General features: G+C 73.4%; 18 protein-coding genes. 11 read left to right on the top strand and 7 right to left on the bottom strand.

Features of this window, described 5'->3' with window-relative positions; genetic code table 11:
• Window position 1: 1 nt before the first annotated feature.
• On the bottom strand, window positions 2-823 hold the full coding sequence (locus tag K7I03_RS29880; protein ID WP_185940841.1) for a TetR/AcrR family transcriptional regulator C-terminal domain-containing protein: 822 nt from the start codon (window positions 821-823) through the stop codon (window positions 2-4).
• 93 nt (window positions 824-916) lie between these two features.
• Here K7I03_RS29880 and K7I03_RS29875 point away from each other — a divergent pair, with 93 nt between their 5' ends.
• From K7I03_RS29875 to K7I03_RS29850, 6 genes are all read left to right on the top strand, one after another.
• Window positions 917-1,804, top strand: coding sequence for an alpha/beta hydrolase (locus K7I03_RS29875; protein ID WP_185940840.1), 888 nt, complete (start codon window positions 917-919; stop codon window positions 1,802-1,804).
• A 110-nt stretch (window positions 1,805-1,914) separates the two neighbouring features.
• Window positions 1,915-2,736: a helix-turn-helix domain-containing protein gene (locus tag K7I03_RS29870; RefSeq protein WP_185940839.1), complete on the top strand. Its 822-nt coding sequence runs from the start codon at window positions 1,915-1,917 to the stop codon at window positions 2,734-2,736.
• Complete coding sequence (locus K7I03_RS29865) at window positions 2,729-2,950, top strand: DUF397 domain-containing protein (RefSeq protein ID WP_185940838.1); 222 nt, start codon at window positions 2,729-2,731, stop codon at window positions 2,948-2,950. Before K7I03_RS29870 ends, K7I03_RS29865 begins: the two co-directional genes overlap by 8 nt.
• A gap of 2,172 nt (window positions 2,951-5,122) precedes the next feature.
• A complete protein-coding gene (locus K7I03_RS29860) occupies window positions 5,123-6,034 on the top strand; it encodes a phenylalanine 4-monooxygenase (protein ID WP_224347282.1) in 912 nt (303 codons plus the stop codon).
• A 48-nt stretch (window positions 6,035-6,082) separates the two neighbouring features.
• Complete coding sequence (locus tag K7I03_RS29855; protein ID WP_185940836.1) at window positions 6,083-6,976, top strand: TauD/TfdA family dioxygenase; 894 nt, start codon at window positions 6,083-6,085, stop codon at window positions 6,974-6,976.
• A 131-nt stretch (window positions 6,977-7,107) separates the two neighbouring features.
• Window positions 7,108-7,653, top strand: coding sequence for a GNAT family N-acetyltransferase (locus K7I03_RS29850; RefSeq protein ID WP_185940835.1), 546 nt, complete (start codon window positions 7,108-7,110; stop codon window positions 7,651-7,653).
• Between the two features lie 10 nt (window positions 7,654-7,663).
• Here the strand turns inward: K7I03_RS29850 and K7I03_RS29845 are convergent, their stop codons facing one another.
• The 5 genes from K7I03_RS29845 to K7I03_RS29825 all read right to left on the bottom strand — a co-directional run bounded on the left by K7I03_RS29845 (window position 7,664) and on the right by K7I03_RS29825 (window position 12,177).
• The gene (locus K7I03_RS29845) at window positions 7,664-8,935 is read right to left on the bottom strand and encodes a DUF6986 family protein (protein WP_185940834.1); all 1,272 of its coding nucleotides are present in this window, start codon (window positions 8,933-8,935) and stop codon (window positions 7,664-7,666) included.
• Between the two features lie 144 nt (window positions 8,936-9,079).
• Window positions 9,080-10,042 carry an electron transfer flavoprotein subunit alpha/FixB family protein gene (locus K7I03_RS29840; RefSeq protein WP_185940833.1) on the bottom strand — a complete coding sequence of 321 codons (963 nt, stop codon included), beginning with the start codon at window positions 10,040-10,042 and terminating at the stop codon, window positions 9,080-9,082.
• 70 nt (window positions 10,043-10,112) lie between these two features.
• Window positions 10,113-10,898 (bottom strand): electron transfer flavoprotein subunit beta/FixA family protein, encoded by a 786-nt coding sequence (locus K7I03_RS29835; RefSeq protein WP_185940832.1) that lies wholly within the window; start codon window positions 10,896-10,898, stop codon window positions 10,113-10,115.
• A gap of 187 nt (window positions 10,899-11,085) precedes the next feature.
• Window positions 11,086-11,592, bottom strand: a complete 507-nt coding sequence (locus K7I03_RS29830; protein WP_185940831.1) for a flavin reductase family protein — start codon at window positions 11,590-11,592, stop codon at window positions 11,086-11,088.
• Window positions 11,593-11,835: 243 nt separating this feature from the next.
• The gene (locus tag K7I03_RS29825) at window positions 11,836-12,177 is read right to left on the bottom strand and encodes a TlpA family protein disulfide reductase (protein WP_185940830.1); all 342 of its coding nucleotides are present in this window, start codon (window positions 12,175-12,177) and stop codon (window positions 11,836-11,838) included.
• A gap of 313 nt (window positions 12,178-12,490) precedes the next feature.
• On the opposite strand from K7I03_RS29825, the gene K7I03_RS29820 reads away from it, so the two are divergent.
• Together K7I03_RS29820 and K7I03_RS29815 are read left to right on the top strand one after the other, a co-directional pair.
• Window positions 12,491-13,219: a lysophospholipid acyltransferase family protein gene (locus K7I03_RS29820; RefSeq protein ID WP_185940829.1), complete on the top strand. Its 729-nt coding sequence runs from the start codon at window positions 12,491-12,493 to the stop codon at window positions 13,217-13,219.
• Window positions 13,220-13,344: 125 nt separating this feature from the next.
• A complete protein-coding gene (locus tag K7I03_RS29815) occupies window positions 13,345-14,184 on the top strand; it encodes a (2Fe-2S)-binding protein (RefSeq protein WP_185940828.1) in 840 nt (279 codons plus the stop codon).
• Between the two features lie 60 nt (window positions 14,185-14,244).
• Here K7I03_RS29815 and K7I03_RS29810 read toward each other — a convergent pair whose 3' ends face one another.
• Window positions 14,245-15,252, bottom strand: a complete 1,008-nt coding sequence (locus K7I03_RS29810; protein WP_185940827.1) for an ABC transporter substrate-binding protein — start codon at window positions 15,250-15,252, stop codon at window positions 14,245-14,247.
• A 127-nt stretch (window positions 15,253-15,379) separates the two neighbouring features.
• On the opposite strand from K7I03_RS29810, the gene K7I03_RS29805 reads away from it, so the two are divergent.
• Genes K7I03_RS29805 through K7I03_RS29795 form a run of 3 tightly spaced genes read left to right on the top strand, consistent with a single transcriptional unit; the run spans window position 15,380 to window position 18,383 of the window.
• On the top strand, window positions 15,380-16,438 hold the full coding sequence (locus tag K7I03_RS29805; RefSeq protein WP_185940826.1) for a FecCD family ABC transporter permease: 1,059 nt from the start codon (window positions 15,380-15,382) through the stop codon (window positions 16,436-16,438).
• Window positions 16,435-17,526, top strand: a complete 1,092-nt coding sequence (locus tag K7I03_RS29800; RefSeq protein WP_185940825.1) for a FecCD family ABC transporter permease — start codon at window positions 16,435-16,437, stop codon at window positions 17,524-17,526. Before K7I03_RS29805 ends, K7I03_RS29800 begins: the two co-directional genes overlap by 4 nt.
• A complete protein-coding gene (locus K7I03_RS29795; RefSeq protein ID WP_185940824.1) occupies window positions 17,523-18,383 on the top strand; it encodes an ABC transporter ATP-binding protein in 861 nt (286 codons plus the stop codon). The genes K7I03_RS29800 and K7I03_RS29795 overlap by 4 nt, the downstream gene beginning before the upstream one ends.
• Window positions 18,384-18,434 lie beyond the last annotated feature (51 nt).

Raw genomic sequence — 18,434 nt, 5'->3', positions numbered from 1 at the left:
GTCAGCGGCCCGGTCCGGCCGCCCCCGATCCGGCCGCCGCCACCTCGATTCCGTCGAGGAGGACGGCGAGGCCGGCCGCGAAGACGGCGTCGGTCTCGCGCTCCCAGGCGTCCGCCGGATCCCCGTCCTCCGCAGGCGTCTCCTGGGAGGAGGCGAGCCGCGTCGACAGCGGGAAGCGGTCGGCGAAGTCGGGGGCGAGCTCGTGCAGGAGCGTCACGCGGGTGCCCCACCAGTCCTGGTCCGGGACGCCGGTCACGGCCGCCGCCCGGCGCGCCTCCGCCGTCGTCCGCGCCGAGCCGTGCACGAAGTGAAACAGCGAACTCACCACCGCCCGCAGGGTTCCAGCCTCCAGCCCGGTCCCCGACAGGGCGCGGAGCAGCGCCTCCAGTACGGCCTGCTCGTGCGGGCCGAGCACCGGGCGCGCGTACGAGACCTGGAGCACCCACGGGTGCCGCAGGCAGAACGCCCTGAGGTCCGCAGCCCACACCGTCACCGCCGCCCGCCAATCCCCGTCCATCGCCCGATCGGTGGGGAACTCGGCGTGCACCCGGTCGTACATGAGGTCGAGCAGTTCCGCCTTGCCGGGCACGTAGGTGTACAGCGCCATCGACGAACACCCCAGCCGCTCCCCCACCGTGCGCATCGACAGCCCCGCCGCCGATGCCGCCTCGTCGGCCACCGCGATCGCCGCCTCCACGATGACGTCGACGCTCAGCCCGGGCTTGGGGCCCGGCGCTCTGCGCGCGGGCCGCTCGCCCGGCCGGCCGCCCCAGAGCAGCGTCATGGACGCGGTCGGGTCGCCCTGTCCCGCGATGATGCTCACCCTTGATCTCCTTACGCCTTACGCTATTGTCGCCCGCCGAACACCTTACGCCCTACGGAATCGGCCGCCACCGGCCGGAACAGGGAGACAGCCATGATCGAAGCGAGGCTCCACGACGGAAGCGCCCTCCCGGTGGAGGTCCACGGAACCGGGCCCGTGACCGTCCTGCTCCCCGTCGACCCGCGCCCCGCCGACGGCGCGCGCGCCGAGGAGCTGCGGCGCTGGGGCGTCGACCCGGACCTGGGCCCGTCCCTCGTACGCGGCCTCACCGACGCCGGGTTCCGCGTCGCCGCCTTCGCCTACGAGCACCACCTCATGGCCCACCCCAGGCCGGACGCCCTCACCCCGGACACCGTCACCGCCGACCTCCTGGCCGTCGCCGACGCGGCCGGCGCCGGCCGCTTCGCCTACTACGGCTACTCCTGGCTGGCGCTCAGCGGTCTCCAACTCGCCCTGCGCACCGAACGCCTCGCGGCCTTGGCCATGGGCGGCTTCCCGCCGCTCGGCGGCCCCTACGCCGAGATGCTGCGCGTCACGCGGGCCGCGCACGCGATGGCGGCTTCCGCCGCCGGGAGCCGGGAGACCCCGGGCGGTGCCACGGCCCCCGACGACTACGACTGGTCGTCCGTGGAAGTGTCCGCCACCGAGGCGCAGACGCGGCAGTTCGTGACGCTGTACGAGGCGCTGCGCGGCTTCGACGAACGAGCGGCGCTGGCACGGCTGCGCTGCCCGCGCCTGTGCTTCGCCGGCTCCGCCGACACGATTCCGTACGGCGAGGGGTGGGGTGGCGTCACCGTCGACATCGGCGGCGCGGTCGCGGCCGGCCGCGCGGAACTGGCGTCCGCCGGCTGGACGGTCCGCCTCCTCGACGGCCTCGACCACACGCAGGCGATGCAGCCGGCGCACGTCCTGCCGGTGCTGCTTCCCTGGCTCACGGCTTCACGCTCCACCCTGGACGGCGCCGCACGTCCACCGAGGTGAGGGCGTTTCGACGTCAACCGGCCGTCACTCGGCTTCTGTTTCCGCCTCGGACGTCCCACCCCGCCCCCTAAGCTCGGCCGCGCCACAGCTCACCGCCGGGGGTTCTCACCATGTCCGATCCGGAACGGCTCGACCCGTCTCGGGGCGTCATCGCGCGCTACGCGGCACGGTTGCGGGAGTTGCGCATCGAGCGCGGCTTGACCCGGGCGGAGGTCGCGGACCGGGTCTTCCTGTCGTACAGCGCGATCGCGAAGTTCGAGTCGGGCACTCGCTTTCCCCTTGAGGACGTGGCCCAGTTGCTGGACGAGGTCCTGGGCGCGGACGGGGCGCTGTTCGACTTGTGGGGCAGTGTCAGCGACACTCCGCATGCCCGCTGGGCTTCGCGGCTGGAGAAGCTGGAAGCGGGTTCTCGCGAGATCCGTCACCTCGCGGGCGGCGTCCCGGCACTGCTCCAGACTGAGGCGTACATCCGGTCGATCCTGGGCCGGGGCATGGAGCTTTTCGGCGGCAACCTGGAGGAAAAGGTCCAGTTCCGCCTGCGCAGATGCGATGTCCTGCACAGCGCAGACCCGCCCGCGCTGTCCACGGTGGTCTCGGAGGCGGCACTCCGTATGGTCGTCGAATCCCCCAGGGTCATGCGGGAGCAGTTGCGCCACCTGCTACGGATGTCCGAGCGACCGTACGTCAGCCTCCGCATCATCCCTTTCACCAGCCAGGTCTTTTCCTACATCGGTCAGGCGACCCTGTTGTTCCCCAGGGTCGGCAAACCGACGCTGTACACCGTCGCTTTCGAGCAAGGCGTCTTCTCTACGAAGCCGTCAGAGGTCGCATGGCATGCCTCGCTGTACGATCACATCTACAACGGCGCGCTTTCGGAAGAAACTTCAAGGGCCTTCATCTCCAAGGTGATCGAGGACGAATACCATGGCTGATCCGCGATCCGACCTGACCACCACCACGTGGCGCAAGAGCTCCTACAGCGGCGCCCAGGGCGAGATGTGCCTGGAGATCGCCGACCGGCACTCCGGCCTGATACCCGTCCGCGACAGCAAAACCCCCACCGGCCCCACCCTCACCCTCCCCGCCCCCGCCTGGTCCGCCTTCGTGACCGCGCTCACCGCCGAAGGCGGCCTCGTCCCCCGGTAGCGGGCGGGAGTCGGCCCCGCCCGCGCCTCACTTCCACTCGATCAAGACAGCACCGTCTCCGCCGTCATGACCGTGCTTGCCCTCGGCCCCGGGCAGTCCCGGTGCTCCCGGATCGCCGTACCACTTCGGCGATCCGCCGTTGCCTCCGTGCCCTCCGGCGCCGCCCGCCCCGCCCTCGCCTCCGCCGCCGCCCCGGCCGAAGGCGTGGCCACCATACTCAAGTGCCTCGCCGCCGACTCCTCCTCCACCCTGGTTGCGGGGGTAGTAATGAACCGCCCCACCACTGCCTCGCATGGAGCCGTTACTCGAAGAGCCCGCGTAGCCACTGGAGCCGACTTGCCCATCAGTGCCCGCACCACTGGCCAGGCCGTATCTCAGATAGATGTGGGCCGCCCCCGACTTGTCGGTGCAGGAGCCGTCCCTGACGCCGGACACGCCTCCGCCCCCCTTGCTGTGCGCCGGGCCCGCCGTACCCCCACGGCCTCCGTACCCACCGTTGTTCCCGTGTGAACCACCGATGCCACCGCCTGCAACGGCGTCGTTCGGAGACGCTCCCTTCCCTCCCCGGCCTCCGTAGACCTCGATGGGGCTGCCGAAAGCGATGAACCTGATCACGGTATTCTCGCCGGACTCACCCGGAGATCCCGGGTCGTTGCCGTGCCCGGCACCACCGCTGTAACCGCCACCGGCGCCCGCTGTCCCGGGCCGACCGAGAGGAGTGCCGGTGCCGCCCTCTCCGTGCTTTCCAACCTGGACAAAGAACTTGTCCCCCTTCTTCAGAGGGACGTGGCAACTGATCACGCCGCCACCGGCTCCTCCGCCACCACCCCCGCCACCACCACCGGCGCCTCCTGCACCACCCCCACCACCGGCGAGATCCGTGATACCGGGAATGTTCTGGCCGTTGTTGCCGCCCCCGCCACCACCTCCGCCCTGACCACCGGCGCCGCCGCCGCCACCTCCGCCGGCCCCCCAGGCGGTGATGGTCATGGACGTCACACCCTGCGGAACCGTCACCGTGACCGAACCCGGCGTCGTCAACAACTTGGGTTTGGGCACGGCGTTCGCCGGGCTCACCGGCAGTGCGGCGAGCCCCACCGAAGCGGCCAGCAACAACCCTGCCCGCGTACGGCTGTCCAACCTCATGTACGCCATCCCTCCCCGCGGTCTCGACCGCGAGAACAGAGCCAACGACTGTGGATCCCAGGGCGCCCGACGACGGGTCGCCCGAGGCCGTAAACGACTATCGCCCGCCTCTCCCGCTGGTCAAAACAGCCGACGGGAATCCGCCCGCCGGAATCGGCTGTCCCGCCGCACGCCGCACACCCGTCCGGCGCGACGAAGACGAAGAGCGCGGGACGAAGTGGCACATAGCTCCACCTCAAACACCAACTCATGCCCCGTGTAGGGCACATGCGCGACCTACTCGCCCGTCCGCCACCCGAACAGGCGCCACGTCAAAGCAATCGACGCGCACCACCCGACCGGAACGCCGCCGCCGGCGCGGGTGTTCTTCGGGCCGCTGCCGTCGCACCCGCTCGACTCCCGTGAGGCTCAGCCGAGTTCGTCGCCTGGCCCGGGACACATCGATCGCGCTCCCGAGCGGTCCGGTCACGCCCAGCGTCGTCAATGCCCGGGTCCGCACCGAAGTCGGCGGCGCGCAGGGCCGTCACCCGTCGCACCAGTCCTCGGTGACCCACGAGCAGCGACGTCGGCTCGGAGTCGAACAGAGAGCAGCCCGGCCGACGGCCCGCCCTGGCACGGGAGCACGCCCCGCAGGCTCCGGAACGGGCCACGATGTGGAAGCCCCCGTCGACCCACGAACGGGACCACTCACCCGACGGAGCATCCCACCCGTCCCCGCACCGCCCGTTCGCGCCGCTCCGGTTCTTCCGGCAGCCGGACGTGGACGGTATCCGCCGGTACGTCCGCGAGACCTCGGCGGTCGGTGGGAGCCGGCGGCGCCCCGCCACGCCGGAGGGCTCCGTTCGGCGCACTACCGCCGCACCCGGCCCGCGTCGCCGCGCCGTGATCGGCGCCGAACGGCACCCATGGCGGGCCCGGTCGGCGGCCCCTCGCCGGAACGCGAACGCCGACATGCGCCCGGGGCCGGCGCGGAGGCCGGCCGCCGGGTGGCCGGTTCGTGGGCGCCTACCGTGGCAGCATCCATGGGTGACCGATACCCAGTCGCGCACCCCCGTCGCGGCCGACGGCCGGCTGGGGGCGGCCCTGGCGCATCCGGGGTTCGCCGATCCGGCCTACCTGCGGCGCCGGCAGGCGATCGCCGCGCGCGCTCGCGACCACCGGGTCGGGGACCCGTCACCGCCGATGGCCTACACCCGGGCCGAGCACCGGACCTGGCGCAGGGTCCACCGTGCGGTGTGGGAGGCGCAGGCCGAGCACGCCTGCCGGGTGGCCCTGGAGGCCAGGGAGGAGGCCCCGATCCCGGCCGACGAGATCCCGCAGCACGCGGAGGTCGGCGCGCGGCTCCGGGCCCTGACGGGTTTCGACTTCACCCTGGCCGGCGGTGTGGTCGCCAACAAGCGGTTCCTCGGGTCGATGGCCCGCGGGTACTTCCACGCCGTGCAGTTCGTGCGTCACCCGGCGGTGCCGTTGTACACGCCGGAACCCGATGTCATCCACGACATCCTCGGCCACGGCATCCACCTCGCCCACCCGGGGTTCGCGGACCTCTACCGGCTGGTCGGGCAGGCGGCGACGCGGATCGAGAACCCGGACGTGCTGCAGATGATCAGTGACGTGTACTGGTTCACCCTGGAGTACGGCGTCCTGGAGGAGCGCGGCCGGCCCAGGGCCTACGGCGCGGCCCTGCTCTCCTCCTACGGCGAGATGCGGCAGCTCCACCGCTGCCTCGTCCGCCCGCTCGACATCGGCGCCGTGCTCGCCACCGGCTACACCATCACCGGTTACCAGCCGGTGCTCTTCAGCGCCCGCGGCCTGAACGAGGTCACCGAGACCCTGGCCGCCTTCCTGGACGGTCTCGACGACGACAGCGCACTGCTCGGCCGGTACCGTCCGCCTCGGGACTGCACCGGGGCTCCGCGTTCGGGTACGTTCCGGTGACGGAACCTGTCGGCAGGCAGCCGTCGCGGACAGCGGAAAGGTGAGCGGATGACCCAGCCCGCCCCGGTCGAAGCACTCACGGCGTGGAATGGCCACGCCCTCGGCGAGGAGGAGTGGCTGCTTCCGCTGCCGCCCGACTTCCCGCACGCGCCCGACGGTCACCCCAGCGACACGGGACCCGCGGAAGCAGCCCTGGCGGGTCTGGCCGCGCGGGTCACGCAACGCCTGCGTGCCGGGCGCGGGTTCGTCGTGATCCGCGGCTTTCCGGTGGCCGGCCGCACCGACCGGGAGCGCGCCGCGACGTGCCGGCGACTCGCGGCCTCCCTGGGCGCGGTGCGGCCGGAGGACCCCGGCGATCTCGTCACCGTGACCGGCGGCGCCGGGCTGGGCAAGACCGACCTCGCCCTGGCCCTGCACACCGACCGCACTCCGGCACCCCACCCCCCGAGGGTGCTGGGGCTGCTGTGCGTGCGCCCGGCGGCACACGGCGGGGAGACCCTGCTGGCCAGCGGGCACACCGTGCACAACAGGCTGCTCGCCGAGAGCCCTTGGGCTCTGCCCCGCCTCTACCAGGATTTCCACTTCGGCCGGGGAGCCGGCTTCGACCGGCACCGCCCGGTCTTCCGGCGGCATGGTGCCGACCTGCGCGTGCACTACAACCGGCGCGGAATCGAACGCGCCCACCACGCAGCGGGCGCGCCCCTGAGCCCCGACGACCGGGCGGCCCTCGACGCCGTCGACCGGATCCTGTCCGACCCGCGCACCGTCCTGCGCGTTCCCCTGCGCCGGGGAGACCTGCTCTGGCTGGACAACGCCGTCGTGCTGCACGGCCGTACCGCCTTCACCGACTCGCCCGACCCGCACGCCCGTAGGTGCCTGGTCCGCGTGTGGGTGGACTGCGACGCGCCTCCCGCCACGCCCGGGTCCGCTCCGACGCACTGAGCGCCGTCCCCGCCCCGGGCATCCGGTGCGACGCGGTCGGGTCCCCGCGGAAGACGCCCCGGAGGAGGTGCCTCCGGGAACCTCCCGCCGGCGAAACCACGGCGTAACGAAGGCCCCGTACCGTCGGAGGGGTGAGCGCACGAACGAACGACCACCAGGCGGACGGTCCGGACACCCGTATCCGGCCCGGTGTCGAGGACGACCTCGACGAGCTGACCCGGATCTACAACCACTACGTCGTCGAGACGCCGATCACCTTCGACATCGAGCCGTTCACCGTGGACCGGCGGCGGGCCTGGCTGCTGGAACACCCGGACTCCGGGCCGCACCGGCTGCTCGTGGCCGAGCAGGGCGGGAAGCTGCTCGGGTACGCCACCAGCAGCGCCTTCCGGGCGAAGCACGCCTACGCGACGTCCGTGGAGACCACGGTGTACGTGGCGCCGGAGCACGTGGGGCACGGTGTCGGCGGGCTGCTGTACTCCGCCCTCTTCGAGGTGCTGGAGCGGGAGGACGTGCACATGGCACTCGCGGGCATCACCGTGCCCAACGACGCGTCCCGCCGCCTCCACGAGCGCTTCGGCTTCCGTCCCGCCGGGGTGTACGAGCAGGTGGGCCGCAAGTTCGGCAAGTACTGGGACGTGGCCTGGTTCCAGCGGCGGGTTTCGCGGGAGGGGTGACCGCGGGAGGTCACTCCGCGCGGCCCGCCAGGGCGTCGAGTTCCGGGCGGGTGAGGCCCGTCAGCCGGGCGATCTCCGCCGGGTCGGCCGCGCCGCAGTCGACCGCGCGGAGGAGGTGGCCGGCGAGGGAGCGGGCCGTGGCGGGTTCGTCCAGGACGGCACCGCCGTCGGCCGTCCCGCCGCGCGCGTACGCGGCCAGCCGGGCCGCCGCCGTCTCCAGGCCCTCGCGGTAGAAGCCGTACACCGCCGCGTACCGCGTCGGCAGGTGGGCGGGGTGCATGTCCCAGCCCTGGTGGTAGGCACGGGCCAACGCCCGCCGGACCAGGGCGTGGTGGTGGCGCCAGGCCGCGTGCACCCGCTCGCGCGGGCCCACCGGGAGGACGTTCGTCGAGCCGTCGGAGAGGCGGACGCCCGTGCCCGCCACCGCGACCTGCATGACGGCCTTGGCGTGGTCGGCGGCCGGGTGGTCGGGGGCCTGGTGGGCGGGGGCGATCCCGCAGGCGGCGCTGTAGTCGAAGGTGCCGTAGTGCAGGGCGCTCACCCGGCCCTCCCCCGCGTCCAGCAGCCGCGCGACCGTCGCCCGGCCGTCCGGGCCCAGGACGGCCTGGGTGGTCTCGATCTGGACCTCGAAGCGGATCCGGCCCGCCTCCAGGCCGTGCGCTTTCTCGAACTCCCCCGCCACCTCCGCCATCGCCGTGACCTGCTCGGCGTGGCTGACCTTGGGGAGGGTGAGGACGAGCCCGGCGGGCAGCCCTCCCCTCGCCATGAGGCCCGTGAGGAAGACGTCGAGGGTGCGGACGCCCCGGTCCCGTACCGCCGCCTCCATGGACTTGGCGCGGATGCCGGTGAACGGCGGCGCGCTGCCGTCCGCGACCGACGCGGCCGTCAACTCGGCCGCCCGCGCCGCCGCTTCGTCCTCCTCGGCGTCGGAGCGGCGGCCGTAGCCGTCCTCGAAGTCGACGCGCAGGTCCTCCACCGGCTCCCGGGCCAGCTTGGCCCGGACGCGGTCGTGGACGGCGGTGGCGTCCGGTACGCCGAGCGCTTCCGCCAGCGCCTCCGCGTCCGGCGCGTGCGCGTCGAGGGCCGCCAGCGCGCGTTCGCCCCAGGTACGGACCGTGTCCGCCGCGAAGGCGTCCGCCGGGACGTAGACCGTGTGCACGGGCTGCCGGGTGCCCGGGTCGCCGGGGTAGCGGCGCGCGAGGTCCGCGTCCACGCCGGCGAGCCGGGCCGTGAGCCGGTCCGTCAGCGTGCTGTCGAAGGTCGTCGTCACGCTCCGGTGCACCGGGCCACCGTCCTTCGGAACGCAGGGAGTTCAACAGTTCGTTGAAGCTAGCCGTGTCCCCGTCCGGCGGTCAACACCCCGGGAAACGCGACGGGCCCCCGCACGCCGCCGCGCGCGGGAGCCCTGTCACGAACCCCGGGGGGATCAGCCCTTGCGGGCCTTGATCTCGTCCGTCAGCTGCGGGACGACCTCGAAGAGGTCGCCGACGACGCCGTAGTCGACCAGCTCGAAGATCGGCGCCTCCTCGTCCTTGTTGATGGCGACGATCGTCTTCGAGGTCTGCATGCCGGCCCGGTGCTGGATGGCACCGGAGATGCCCGCCGCGATGTAGAGCTGCGGGGAGACCGACTTGCCGGTCTGGCCGACCTGGTTGGTGTGCGGGTACCAGCCGGCGTCCACCGCGGCGCGGGAGGCGCCGACGGCGCCGCCGAGCGAGTCCGCCAGGGCCTCGATCAGCGGGAAGTTCTCGGCGCCGTTGACGCCGCGGCCGCCGGAGACCACGATCGCGGCCTCGGTCAGCTCGGGGCGGCCGGTCGACTCGCGCGGGGTGCGGGAGACGACCTTGGTGCCGGTGGCCAGCTCGCCGAAGGTGACGGAGAGCCGCTCGACCGTGCCCGCGGCCGGGGCGGCCTCGGGAGCGGCGGAGTTGGGCTTGACGGTGATGACCGGGGTGCCCTTGGTGACGCGGGACTTGGTGGAGTACGAGGCCGCGAAGACGGACTGCGTGGCCACCGGGCCCTCGTCGCCGGCCTCCAGGTCGACGGCGTCGGTGATGAGGCCGCCGCCGACGCGGAGCGCGAGGCGGGCCGCGATCTCCTTGCCCTCGGCGGAGGACGGGACGAGCACGGCGGCCGGGTTGACGGCCTCGTACGCGGCCTGGAGGGCGTCCACCTTGGGGACGACCAGGTAGTCGGCGAACTCGGCGGCGTCGGCGGTCAGCACCTTGACGGCGCCGTGCTCGCCGAGCACCTTCGCGGCCTCGTCGGCACCGGCGCCGAGGTGGACGGCGACGGGCTCGCCGATGCGGCGGGCGAGGGTGAGCAGTTCGAGGGTGGGCTTGCGGACGGCGCCGTCCACGTGGTCTACGTAGACGAGGACTTCAGCCATGGCGTTGCTCTCCTGCGGGAAGTGTGAGGGCGGTTGCGGGGTTCCGGGCTCGGACGGGCTGGTGGCCCGCTCAGACGAACTTCTGGCCCGCGAGGAACTCGGCGAGCTGCTTGCCGCCCTCGCCCTCGTCCTTGACGATCGTGCCGGCCGTGCGGGCCGGGCGCTCGGCGGCGCTGTCGACCGTGGTCCAGGCGCCGTCGAGGCCGACCTCGTCCGCCTCGATGCCCAGGTCGGACAGGTCCAGCGACTCCACCGGCTTCTTCTTCGCGGCCATGATGCCCTTGAAGGAGGGGTAACGCGCCTCGCCCGACTGGTCGGTGACGGAGACGACGGCCGGGAGGGCGGCCTCCAGCTGCTCGGTGGCGGCGTCGCCGTCGCGGCGGCCGGTCACCTTGCCGTCCTCGACCGCGACCTGGGAGAGCAGGGAGACCTGCGGGACGCCCAGGCGCTCGGCGAGGAGGGCCGGGAGGACGCCCATGCCGCCGTCGGTGGAGGCCATGCCGCAGACCACCAGGTCGTAGCCGACGTGCTCGACGGCCTTGGCGAGCACCAGCGAGGTGCCCATGACGTCGGTGCCGTGCAGGTCGTCGTCCTCGACGTGGACGGCCTTGTGCGCCCCCATGGACAGCGCCTTGCGCAGCGCGTCCTTGGCGTCCTCGGGGCCGACGGTGAGCACGGTGATCTCCGCGTCATCGGCCTCGTCGGCGATCTGCAGCGCCTGCTCGACCGCGTACTCGTCGAGCTCCGAGAGCAGGCCGTCCACGTCGTCGCGGTCGACGGTCAGGTCCTCGGCGAAGTGCCGGTCGCCGGTGGCGTCGGGCACGTACTTCACACAGACAACGATCCTCAAGCTCACGCCGGCTCTCCTACTGCATCGTCTCTTCAAAGCTGCCTTGGCAGGCAGCATAGGCGCCTCGGGGGGCGGACCCCGGGCGGGGCTGGTGATGCCCGCACCGGAATGTTACTCGTCAGTACATCGAGCGTATTACCCGAGCGCAAGGCCGTTGACCTGTGATGTGCCCAACGCGCGGGGCAGGGACGTCTCAGTCCCGCAAACCGTTGAAGCGTCCCTGGTGGTAGAGCAGGGGACGGCCCGTTCCGGCGGCCTCGCCCGTCACCGCCTCGGCGAGGACGAGGCAGTGGTCACCGGCGGGCACCCGGGCCACCACCCGGCACACCAGCCACGCCAGCACGCCCTCCAGAAGGGGCACCTCCTCCGGCCCGGCGCGCCACCGGGTGGGCGCGGCGAAGCGGTCGGCGCCGCTGCGGGCGAAGACGGCGGCCAGCTCCCGCTGGTGCTCGCCGAGTATGTGCACGCCGACGTGCTCGGCCTCGGCCAGGACGGGCCAGCTGGACGAGCCGGTGCCGACGCCGAACGAGACGATCGGGGGCTCGGCGGCCACGGAGGTGAGGGACGTCGCGGTGAATCCGACGGGGCGGTCGCCCTGTGCGGTGATCACGGCCACGCCGGCGGCGTGCCGGCGGAAGACCGAGCGCAGCAGCTCGGGGCCGGCGGCGCGGAGGGTGCTGAGGTCGGGCGAGACCGACATGGGCTGTCCCCTTCATGTCGAACAAGTCGAGCTGATCGAGCCGGAGTGGTGCGGTCGCGGATACTCACGGGCTCGGACAGCGCGCGCCGGCTGCCACCGGTACGTCCACGTACGTGTCTAACTGCGAGAGAAGTCCAGGCCACATGGCGTCACCTTGGCGAGGCGCGGCGAGCGGCGTCAAGGGCCGCCGGGCGGATGGGACTCGGATCACGATCATCCACGGAGGGGCGGCGCCGACGCGCGTCAGACGGATTCCACGGCCGCCCCGAGCGCCGCGATGACGTGCGCCCTGCGCGGTTCGCCCTCGGCGCGGCGCACGACGCGGCCGGCGGCGTCGAGGACGAGGACGGTCGGCGTCGCGGTGACGTCCAGGGATCTGACGAGCCCGAGCCGCGCCTCGGCGTCGATCTCGACGTGGGCGACACCCTCGACCATGCCCGCGACGTCGGCGAGGACCCGCCGGGTGGCCCGGCAGGGCTGGCAGAACGCGCTGGAGAACTGCACGAGGGTGGCCCGCTCGCCCAGCTCCGCGCCGAGCGCGGCGGCGTCCAGCCGCGGCGCGCCGGCCTCTTTCCGTTCCCGCACGTTCGTCCTTCCGTCTCACACCTGGCGCGGGTCCGGATACCCGCGTCGTCCCCTTCGACGCCGTCGCCCCGCGGCGGCGTTCCGTCCCTCCGTCCAGCACCGCCCGCGAGGGAGGAATTCCCGCCGGAATCCTCGCCACCTCTCCGCCCAATCCGGCAAATCGGGCGACGTGATGAGGATCTCCCGGCCGAGAACCGCCCCCGGCTGGCTTGCGGGCCGGACATTCGGGCACGATCTGCCGGAAGCCGCCACCCTACGGCTGCGTAACTTCAGCGGGAGCATCCTCCCCAGGCCCCCGAAGGACATGACCGATATGGCAGAGCTCGTGTACCCCCCGGTGATCGGCGTCGCCCGCACCCTGTTCAAGGCCGCCGACCTGCGCCTCGACGTCCAGGGCACCGAGCACGTGCCACAGCGCGGCGGGGCCGTGCTGGTGAGCAACCACATCGGCTACCTCGACTTCGTCTTCTGCGGGCTCGCCGCCCGCCCGGCGAAGCGGCTGGTGCGCTTCATGGCGAAGGAGGCGGTCTTCCGGCACAAGGTGTCGGGGCCGCTGATGCGGGCGATGAAGCACATCCCCGTCGACCGCTCGGCGGGGCTCGACGCCTACAAGCACGCGCTGTCGGCGCTGCGCTCGGGGGAGATCGTCGGGGTGTTCCCGGAGGCGACGATCTCCCCCTCGTTCACGTTGAAGAACTTCAAGTCGGGTGCGGCGCGGCTGGCGCAGGAGGCCGGTGTTCCGCTGCTGCCGATGGCCCTGTGGGGCACCCAGCGCCTGTGGACCAAGGGACGCAAGCGGAACCTGGGGCGCAGCCATATACCGGTGGCGATCCGGGTGGGGGCACCCGTCGAGGCGGCCCCGGACGAGCCGGCGGAGAAGGTCACCGAGCGGCTGCGGGCCCGGGTGCAGGAACTGCTGGAGGCGGCGCAGCGGGCGTACCCGGTGCGGCCGAAGGGGCCGGACGACACGTGGTGGGTGCCGGCGCACCTGGGCGGGACGGCGCCGACGCCGGCGCAGGTGGCGGCGCTGGAAGGCGTCTGACGGCGGGAGGGCTTGTCGTCGGACGCCGGGCTTGCCGACGATCACGGACTTGCTAAGGTAAGGCTTACCTTTCAGGGGCCTGCCCCTGGGGTGAGCCGTGCCGATCCGTCCGGTGAGGGGTGCCCTTGACGACCGCGACCGCTCCTCAGCGCGCAGTACCGGACACACACGACCCGCGGGGCCTCCACGAGGAGACCTACGCCGGACTGGCCGACGCCCTCGGACCGCTGCTCCGGCTGCGGGTCGCCCCCGCCGGCCCCGTCGACGGCCTGACCGCGGACCGGCTCGTACGGGACCCCGCCGCGCGCGAACACCTCCGCGAGCTGGCCGGCGCCCGGATGCGGGACGCCGGCGGCCGCGATCCCCGGCCCGACGTCGCCGCCATGGACGCGCTGCACCTGTACGCCTTCCACGCCGCCGTGGCCATGAGCGGCCCCTGGTTCCTGGAACGGCGGGTGCCCCTGTTCACGCCGGGCGGCATCGGCTGCGACCCGGCGGCGGCGACGCTGTCCGTCCTCCCCTCGGCACTCCTCTGCCTGCCGGACGACCCGGCGGCCGGGCGGCCCGGGGTCCGGGTCGTCTCGGACGAGGAACGGCTGGCCGCGGCGCTGCGCGAGGCGGTGGCCCGGCATCTCGCCCCGGTGCTGGAGGCGTTCCGTCCGCTGCTGCGCAGGGGCCCGCGCGCGGTCTGGGGCCTGGCGACCGACGAACTGGCGGAGAGCGTCTGGTACGTGGGCCGGGCCACCGGCGACGAGGGCCGGGCGGCGCGCGCGGCCGACGCGCTGCTGCCGGGGGGTACGCCGCCCTACGTGGGCGCCGCGGGCTTCCGCCCCTGCGGCGGCGACGCGGGGGCCGCGGCGGGGGCCGGCACGGACCACACGCGCACCCGGGTCAACTGCTGCCTCTGGTACACCGTCACCCCCGACCGGCTCTGCGGCACCTGCCCGCGCCGTACGGACGTCTGACGCCCCGCCCCGGCCGCCGCCGGGCGCTCCTCCCGCGGGGAACGCCCGGCTGACGAGCCGTCAGGCCCGCGCGGCGTCCACCCCGTACGTCCGGGCGACGTCGTCGAGGACCGCGTCGGCCCCGTAGACGCCGACGGCCATCATCCACGTCGTGTCGTCGACCTCGTGGACCTTCCCGCCGAGCCGCTTCCACAGCGGGTTGGCCTGGAACTTCTCCTTGCTCTTCACCGCCGCGCCCTTGGGGTCGGGGTAGGCGGTCACGAAGATGTCGTCGGCGTCGACCTTCTTGATCTGCTCCTCGGAGATGTCGGCGTTGAAGCCGGTGCCCTTGGCGTCCGCGGGCTTGCCGAAGCCGAGGTCCTTGACCACGCCGCCGATGTAGGTGTCCTCCTTGTACAGGCGCGTCGGCCCGTCCACGAACCGGACGACGGAGACCGACGGGTTGCTCCCCCGCTTCTTGCGGACCGCGTCGCCGATGGCCTTGGCGCGCTTCTCGTAGGCGGCGAGCCGCTCGTCCGCCCGCTTCTCCTGGCCGAGCGCCTTGCCCACCAGCCTGAGGTTGTCCTTCCACGTGGCGCCGGTGTCCTGGGTGAAGACGGTGGGCGCGATGCGCGAGAGCTGCTTGTACAGCTTCTCGTGGCGGACCTTGGCGGACAGGATCAGATCCGGCTTGAGCGCCATGATCTTCTCCAGGCTGGGCTCCTCCAGCGTGCCCACGGGCTTGGCGTCGCCCGCGTGGGCGGCGGCGTCCTTGCCGAAGTAGCCGGGCAGCTTCTCGTCGGGCGCGGAGAAGGTCGTGTAGCCCACGACGTCGCCGCCCAGGGCGAGCGTGGCGTCGACGAAGGTCATGTCGAGCGCGACGACGCGGCGCGGGGCCTTCTTCAGCTCGGTCTTCCCCATGGCGTGTTCGACGGTGCGCGGAAACGCGCCGGCCGAGGCGGCGGTGTCGGTGCCGCCCTTGTCGTCGTCCTTGTCGGAACCGCCGCAGGCGGTGGTGACGAGCAGGCCCGCGGCGACCGCGACGGCTCCCACGGTACGGGTGAAACGGCTGAGCCAACGGGCTCTCATCGGACGGGTGTCCCTTCTCTGTTCGGCACTTCTCTGTTCAGCGCTTCTTGTTCGGCACTGCGTTCGGCCTGGTGTGCCTCTAAGGATAGGCTCGCCTAAATGGCCGAAATTCGCCGTGGAGGGGAATGTGACAGAAGCGCCACCCGCGCCGCCCGGAAAACGAGGGGGACTACATCAGGTCGCGTCCGGCAAGGCGGCGCAACGGCGTTGGTGGACCTGCGCCCTCGTGGCGGCACTCGCCGTCGCCGTCCTGCTGAGCCTCGGACTGGGCGCCGAACCGCTCACGCCCGCCCAGGTCTGGCACGGGCTGTGGCACTCCTCCGGCACCGAAGGTGACGTGATCGTCCGTTCGTTGCGCCTGCCGCGCACCGTGACCGCGCTGGTCGCCGGCCTCGCCCTGGGAGCCGCCGGCGCCCTGATGCAGGGCCACACCCGCAACCCGATCGCCGACCCGGTGGTGCTGGGCATCAGCGCGGGTGCGGGCATGGGCGTCGTCTCGTCCCTCTTCGTCCTGGGCGTCACGAGCCTGTACGGGTACGTGTGGTTCGGCTTCCTCGGGGCCGCGCTCGCCGGTGCCTCGGTGTACGCGGCGGGGACCCTCGCCCGCGGCGGCGCCACTCCCGTCACCCTCGCCCTCGCCGGAGCCGCCACGCACGCGCTGTTCACCGCGCTCACCGCCGGGATGGTGCTCCTCGACCGGCAGGCCCTGGAGACCTACCGCTTCTGGACCGTCGGCTCGGTCAGCGGCCGGCCCCTCGAACTGACCGTGGAGGCACTGCCGTTCGTCGCGGCCGGCCTGCTGCTCGCCGCCCTGAACGCCTCGGGGCTCAACGCCCTCTCCCTGGGCGAGGACGTGGCCCGCATGCTCGGCGTACGGATCGGGCTGACCCGGGCCACCGGCATGGCGGCGATCACCCTGCTGACCGGCGCGGCGGTCGCCGTGTGCGGCCCGATCGGCTTCGTCGGCCTGGTCGGCACCCACGTCGCCCGGCGCCTCTCCGGCCCCGACTACCGCTGGATCATCGTCCAGGCGGCCCTCGTCGGCGCCGTCCTCATGCTCTCCGCCGACGTGCTCGGCCGGCTGGTCGCCCGGCCCGGGGAGCTCCAGGTGGGCATCATGCTGGCGCTCGTCGGCGCGCCCGTCTTCATCCACCTCGTGCGCGGCCGGAAGGCGGTGGGGACATGAGCGCCCCGGACACGGTACCCACACCGGCCGTCCCCGGCCGGACCCCGCTGCGCGCCGGCCCGGTCTCGGCGGTGTGGCGGCCCCGCACGGTGCTGGTGCCCCTGCTGATCCTCGCCGCCCTCTTCCTCGCGGTCCTGGTGGACTGCGGCCGGGGCGACATCGCCATCCCGGTGGACCGGGTGGCCGGGGTGCTGTTCGGCGGCGGCGACGAGGCCGACCGCATGGTGGTGACGGAGCTGCGGCTGCCGCGCGCGGTCACCGGCGCCCTGGCCGGCGCCTCACTGGCCCTGGCCGGCGCCATCCTGCAGGGCCTCGCCCGCAACCCGCTGGCCAGCCCCGACATCCTGGGCGTCACGGCCGGTTCGGGCGTGGGCGCCGTGGCCGTCATCGTCTTCGGCGGCTCCTACGGCGGCGTCGGCGGAACCATGGCGAGCGTGGGCATGCCCGCCGCCGCCATGGCGGGCGGCGTCCTCGCGGCGGCCGCCGTCTACCTGCTCGCCGTCCGCCGCGGCCTGACCGGACACCGGGTGCTGCTGGTGGGCGTCGGCATCGACGCCGTACTGACCAGCGCCCTGTCCTGGCTGCTGCTCAAGGCGGACATCGTGGACGCCGGACGGGCCCTGCTGTGGCTCAACGGCAGCCTCAACGGCGCCTCCTGGGACACCCTGCGGCCCACCCTGTGGACGCTCGCCGTCCTGCTGCCCGTGGCCCTGCTGCTCTCCTTCCCCTTCGGCGCGCTCGCCTTCGACGACGACACCGCGCGCGGCCTCGGCGTCCGGATGACCCCCACCCGGGTCGCCCTGCTGCTGACGGCCGTCCTGCTCACGGCCGGGGCGACCGCCGCCACCGGGCCCGTCGCCTTCGTGGCCCTGGCCTGCCCGCAGCTCGCCCTGCGGCTGCTGCGCACGGGCACGCCGCCGCTGCTCGCCTCCGCGCTGACCGGAGCGGCCGTGACCGTCTGGGCGGACGTCCTCGGCCGCACCGCGTTCGGGAGCGTGGAACTCCCGGTGGGCGTCCTCACCGCCGCGCTGGGCGCCCCCTACCTGCTGTACCTGCTGATCCGGAGCGGAAGGGCCCGCACGTCATGACCGAGACCACCCGCACCCCGTCCGGCCCACCCACAACGGCCGCCGCCGGCCCGGCGGTACGGCTGCGCGCCGAGGGCCTGACGCTCGCGTACGGCGACCGGCCGGTCGTCCGCGACCTCGACCTCGACATCCCCGAGGGCACGGTCACGGCCGTCGTCGGCCCCAACGGCTGCGGCAAGTCCACGCTGCTGCGGGCCTTCGGCCGGCTGATGAAGCCCGCGTCCGGGAGCGTGCTGCTGGACGGCCGGCCGATCCACCGCGTCCCGACGCGCGAGGTCGCCGGGCTGGTCGGGCTGCTCCCGCAGTCGCCGGTGGCACCGGAGGGGCTGAGCGTCGCCGACCTGGTGGCCCGCGGCCGGCATCCGCACCAGACCTGGTACCGGCGCTGGTCCTCGGACGACGAGGCCGCCGTCGAGGAGGCGCTGCGCGCCACCGGCACCTACGACCTGGCGGAGCGGACGCTGGACGAGCTGTCCGGCGGCCAGCGGCAGCGTGCCTGGATCGCGATGGCCCTGGCCCAGCGGACGGAGCTGCTGCTGCTCGACGAGCCGACCAACCACCTCGACCTGGCGCACCAGATCGAGGTCCTGGACCTGGTCCGCGACCTGCACCGGACGACGGGCCGCACGGTCGTCGTGGTGCTCCACGACCTGTCCCTCGCCGCCCGCTACGCGGACCGGCTGGTGGCCATGAAGGAGGGCCGGGTGGCCGCCCTGGGCACCCCGGCCGAGGTGCTCACCGAGGAACTGGTGGAGGACGTGTTCGGGGTCCGCGCCCGGGTCCGCCACGACGAGGAGGCCGGGGCACCCGTCGTGATCCCGCTGGGCCGCTACCGGCCGTCCGCCGCCGGGGAGTGAGAACGGCGGAGGCCCCGCACCGGCCCTCCGGGCCTTCGGTGCGGGGCCTCC

The organism is Streptomyces mobaraensis, from assembly GCF_020099395.1.
Classification (GTDB): domain Bacteria; phylum Actinomycetota; class Actinomycetes; order Streptomycetales; family Streptomycetaceae; genus Streptomyces.
Note: the sequence above shows the minus strand (reverse complement) of the source record. Positions and strands in the feature narration are given on the sequence as shown.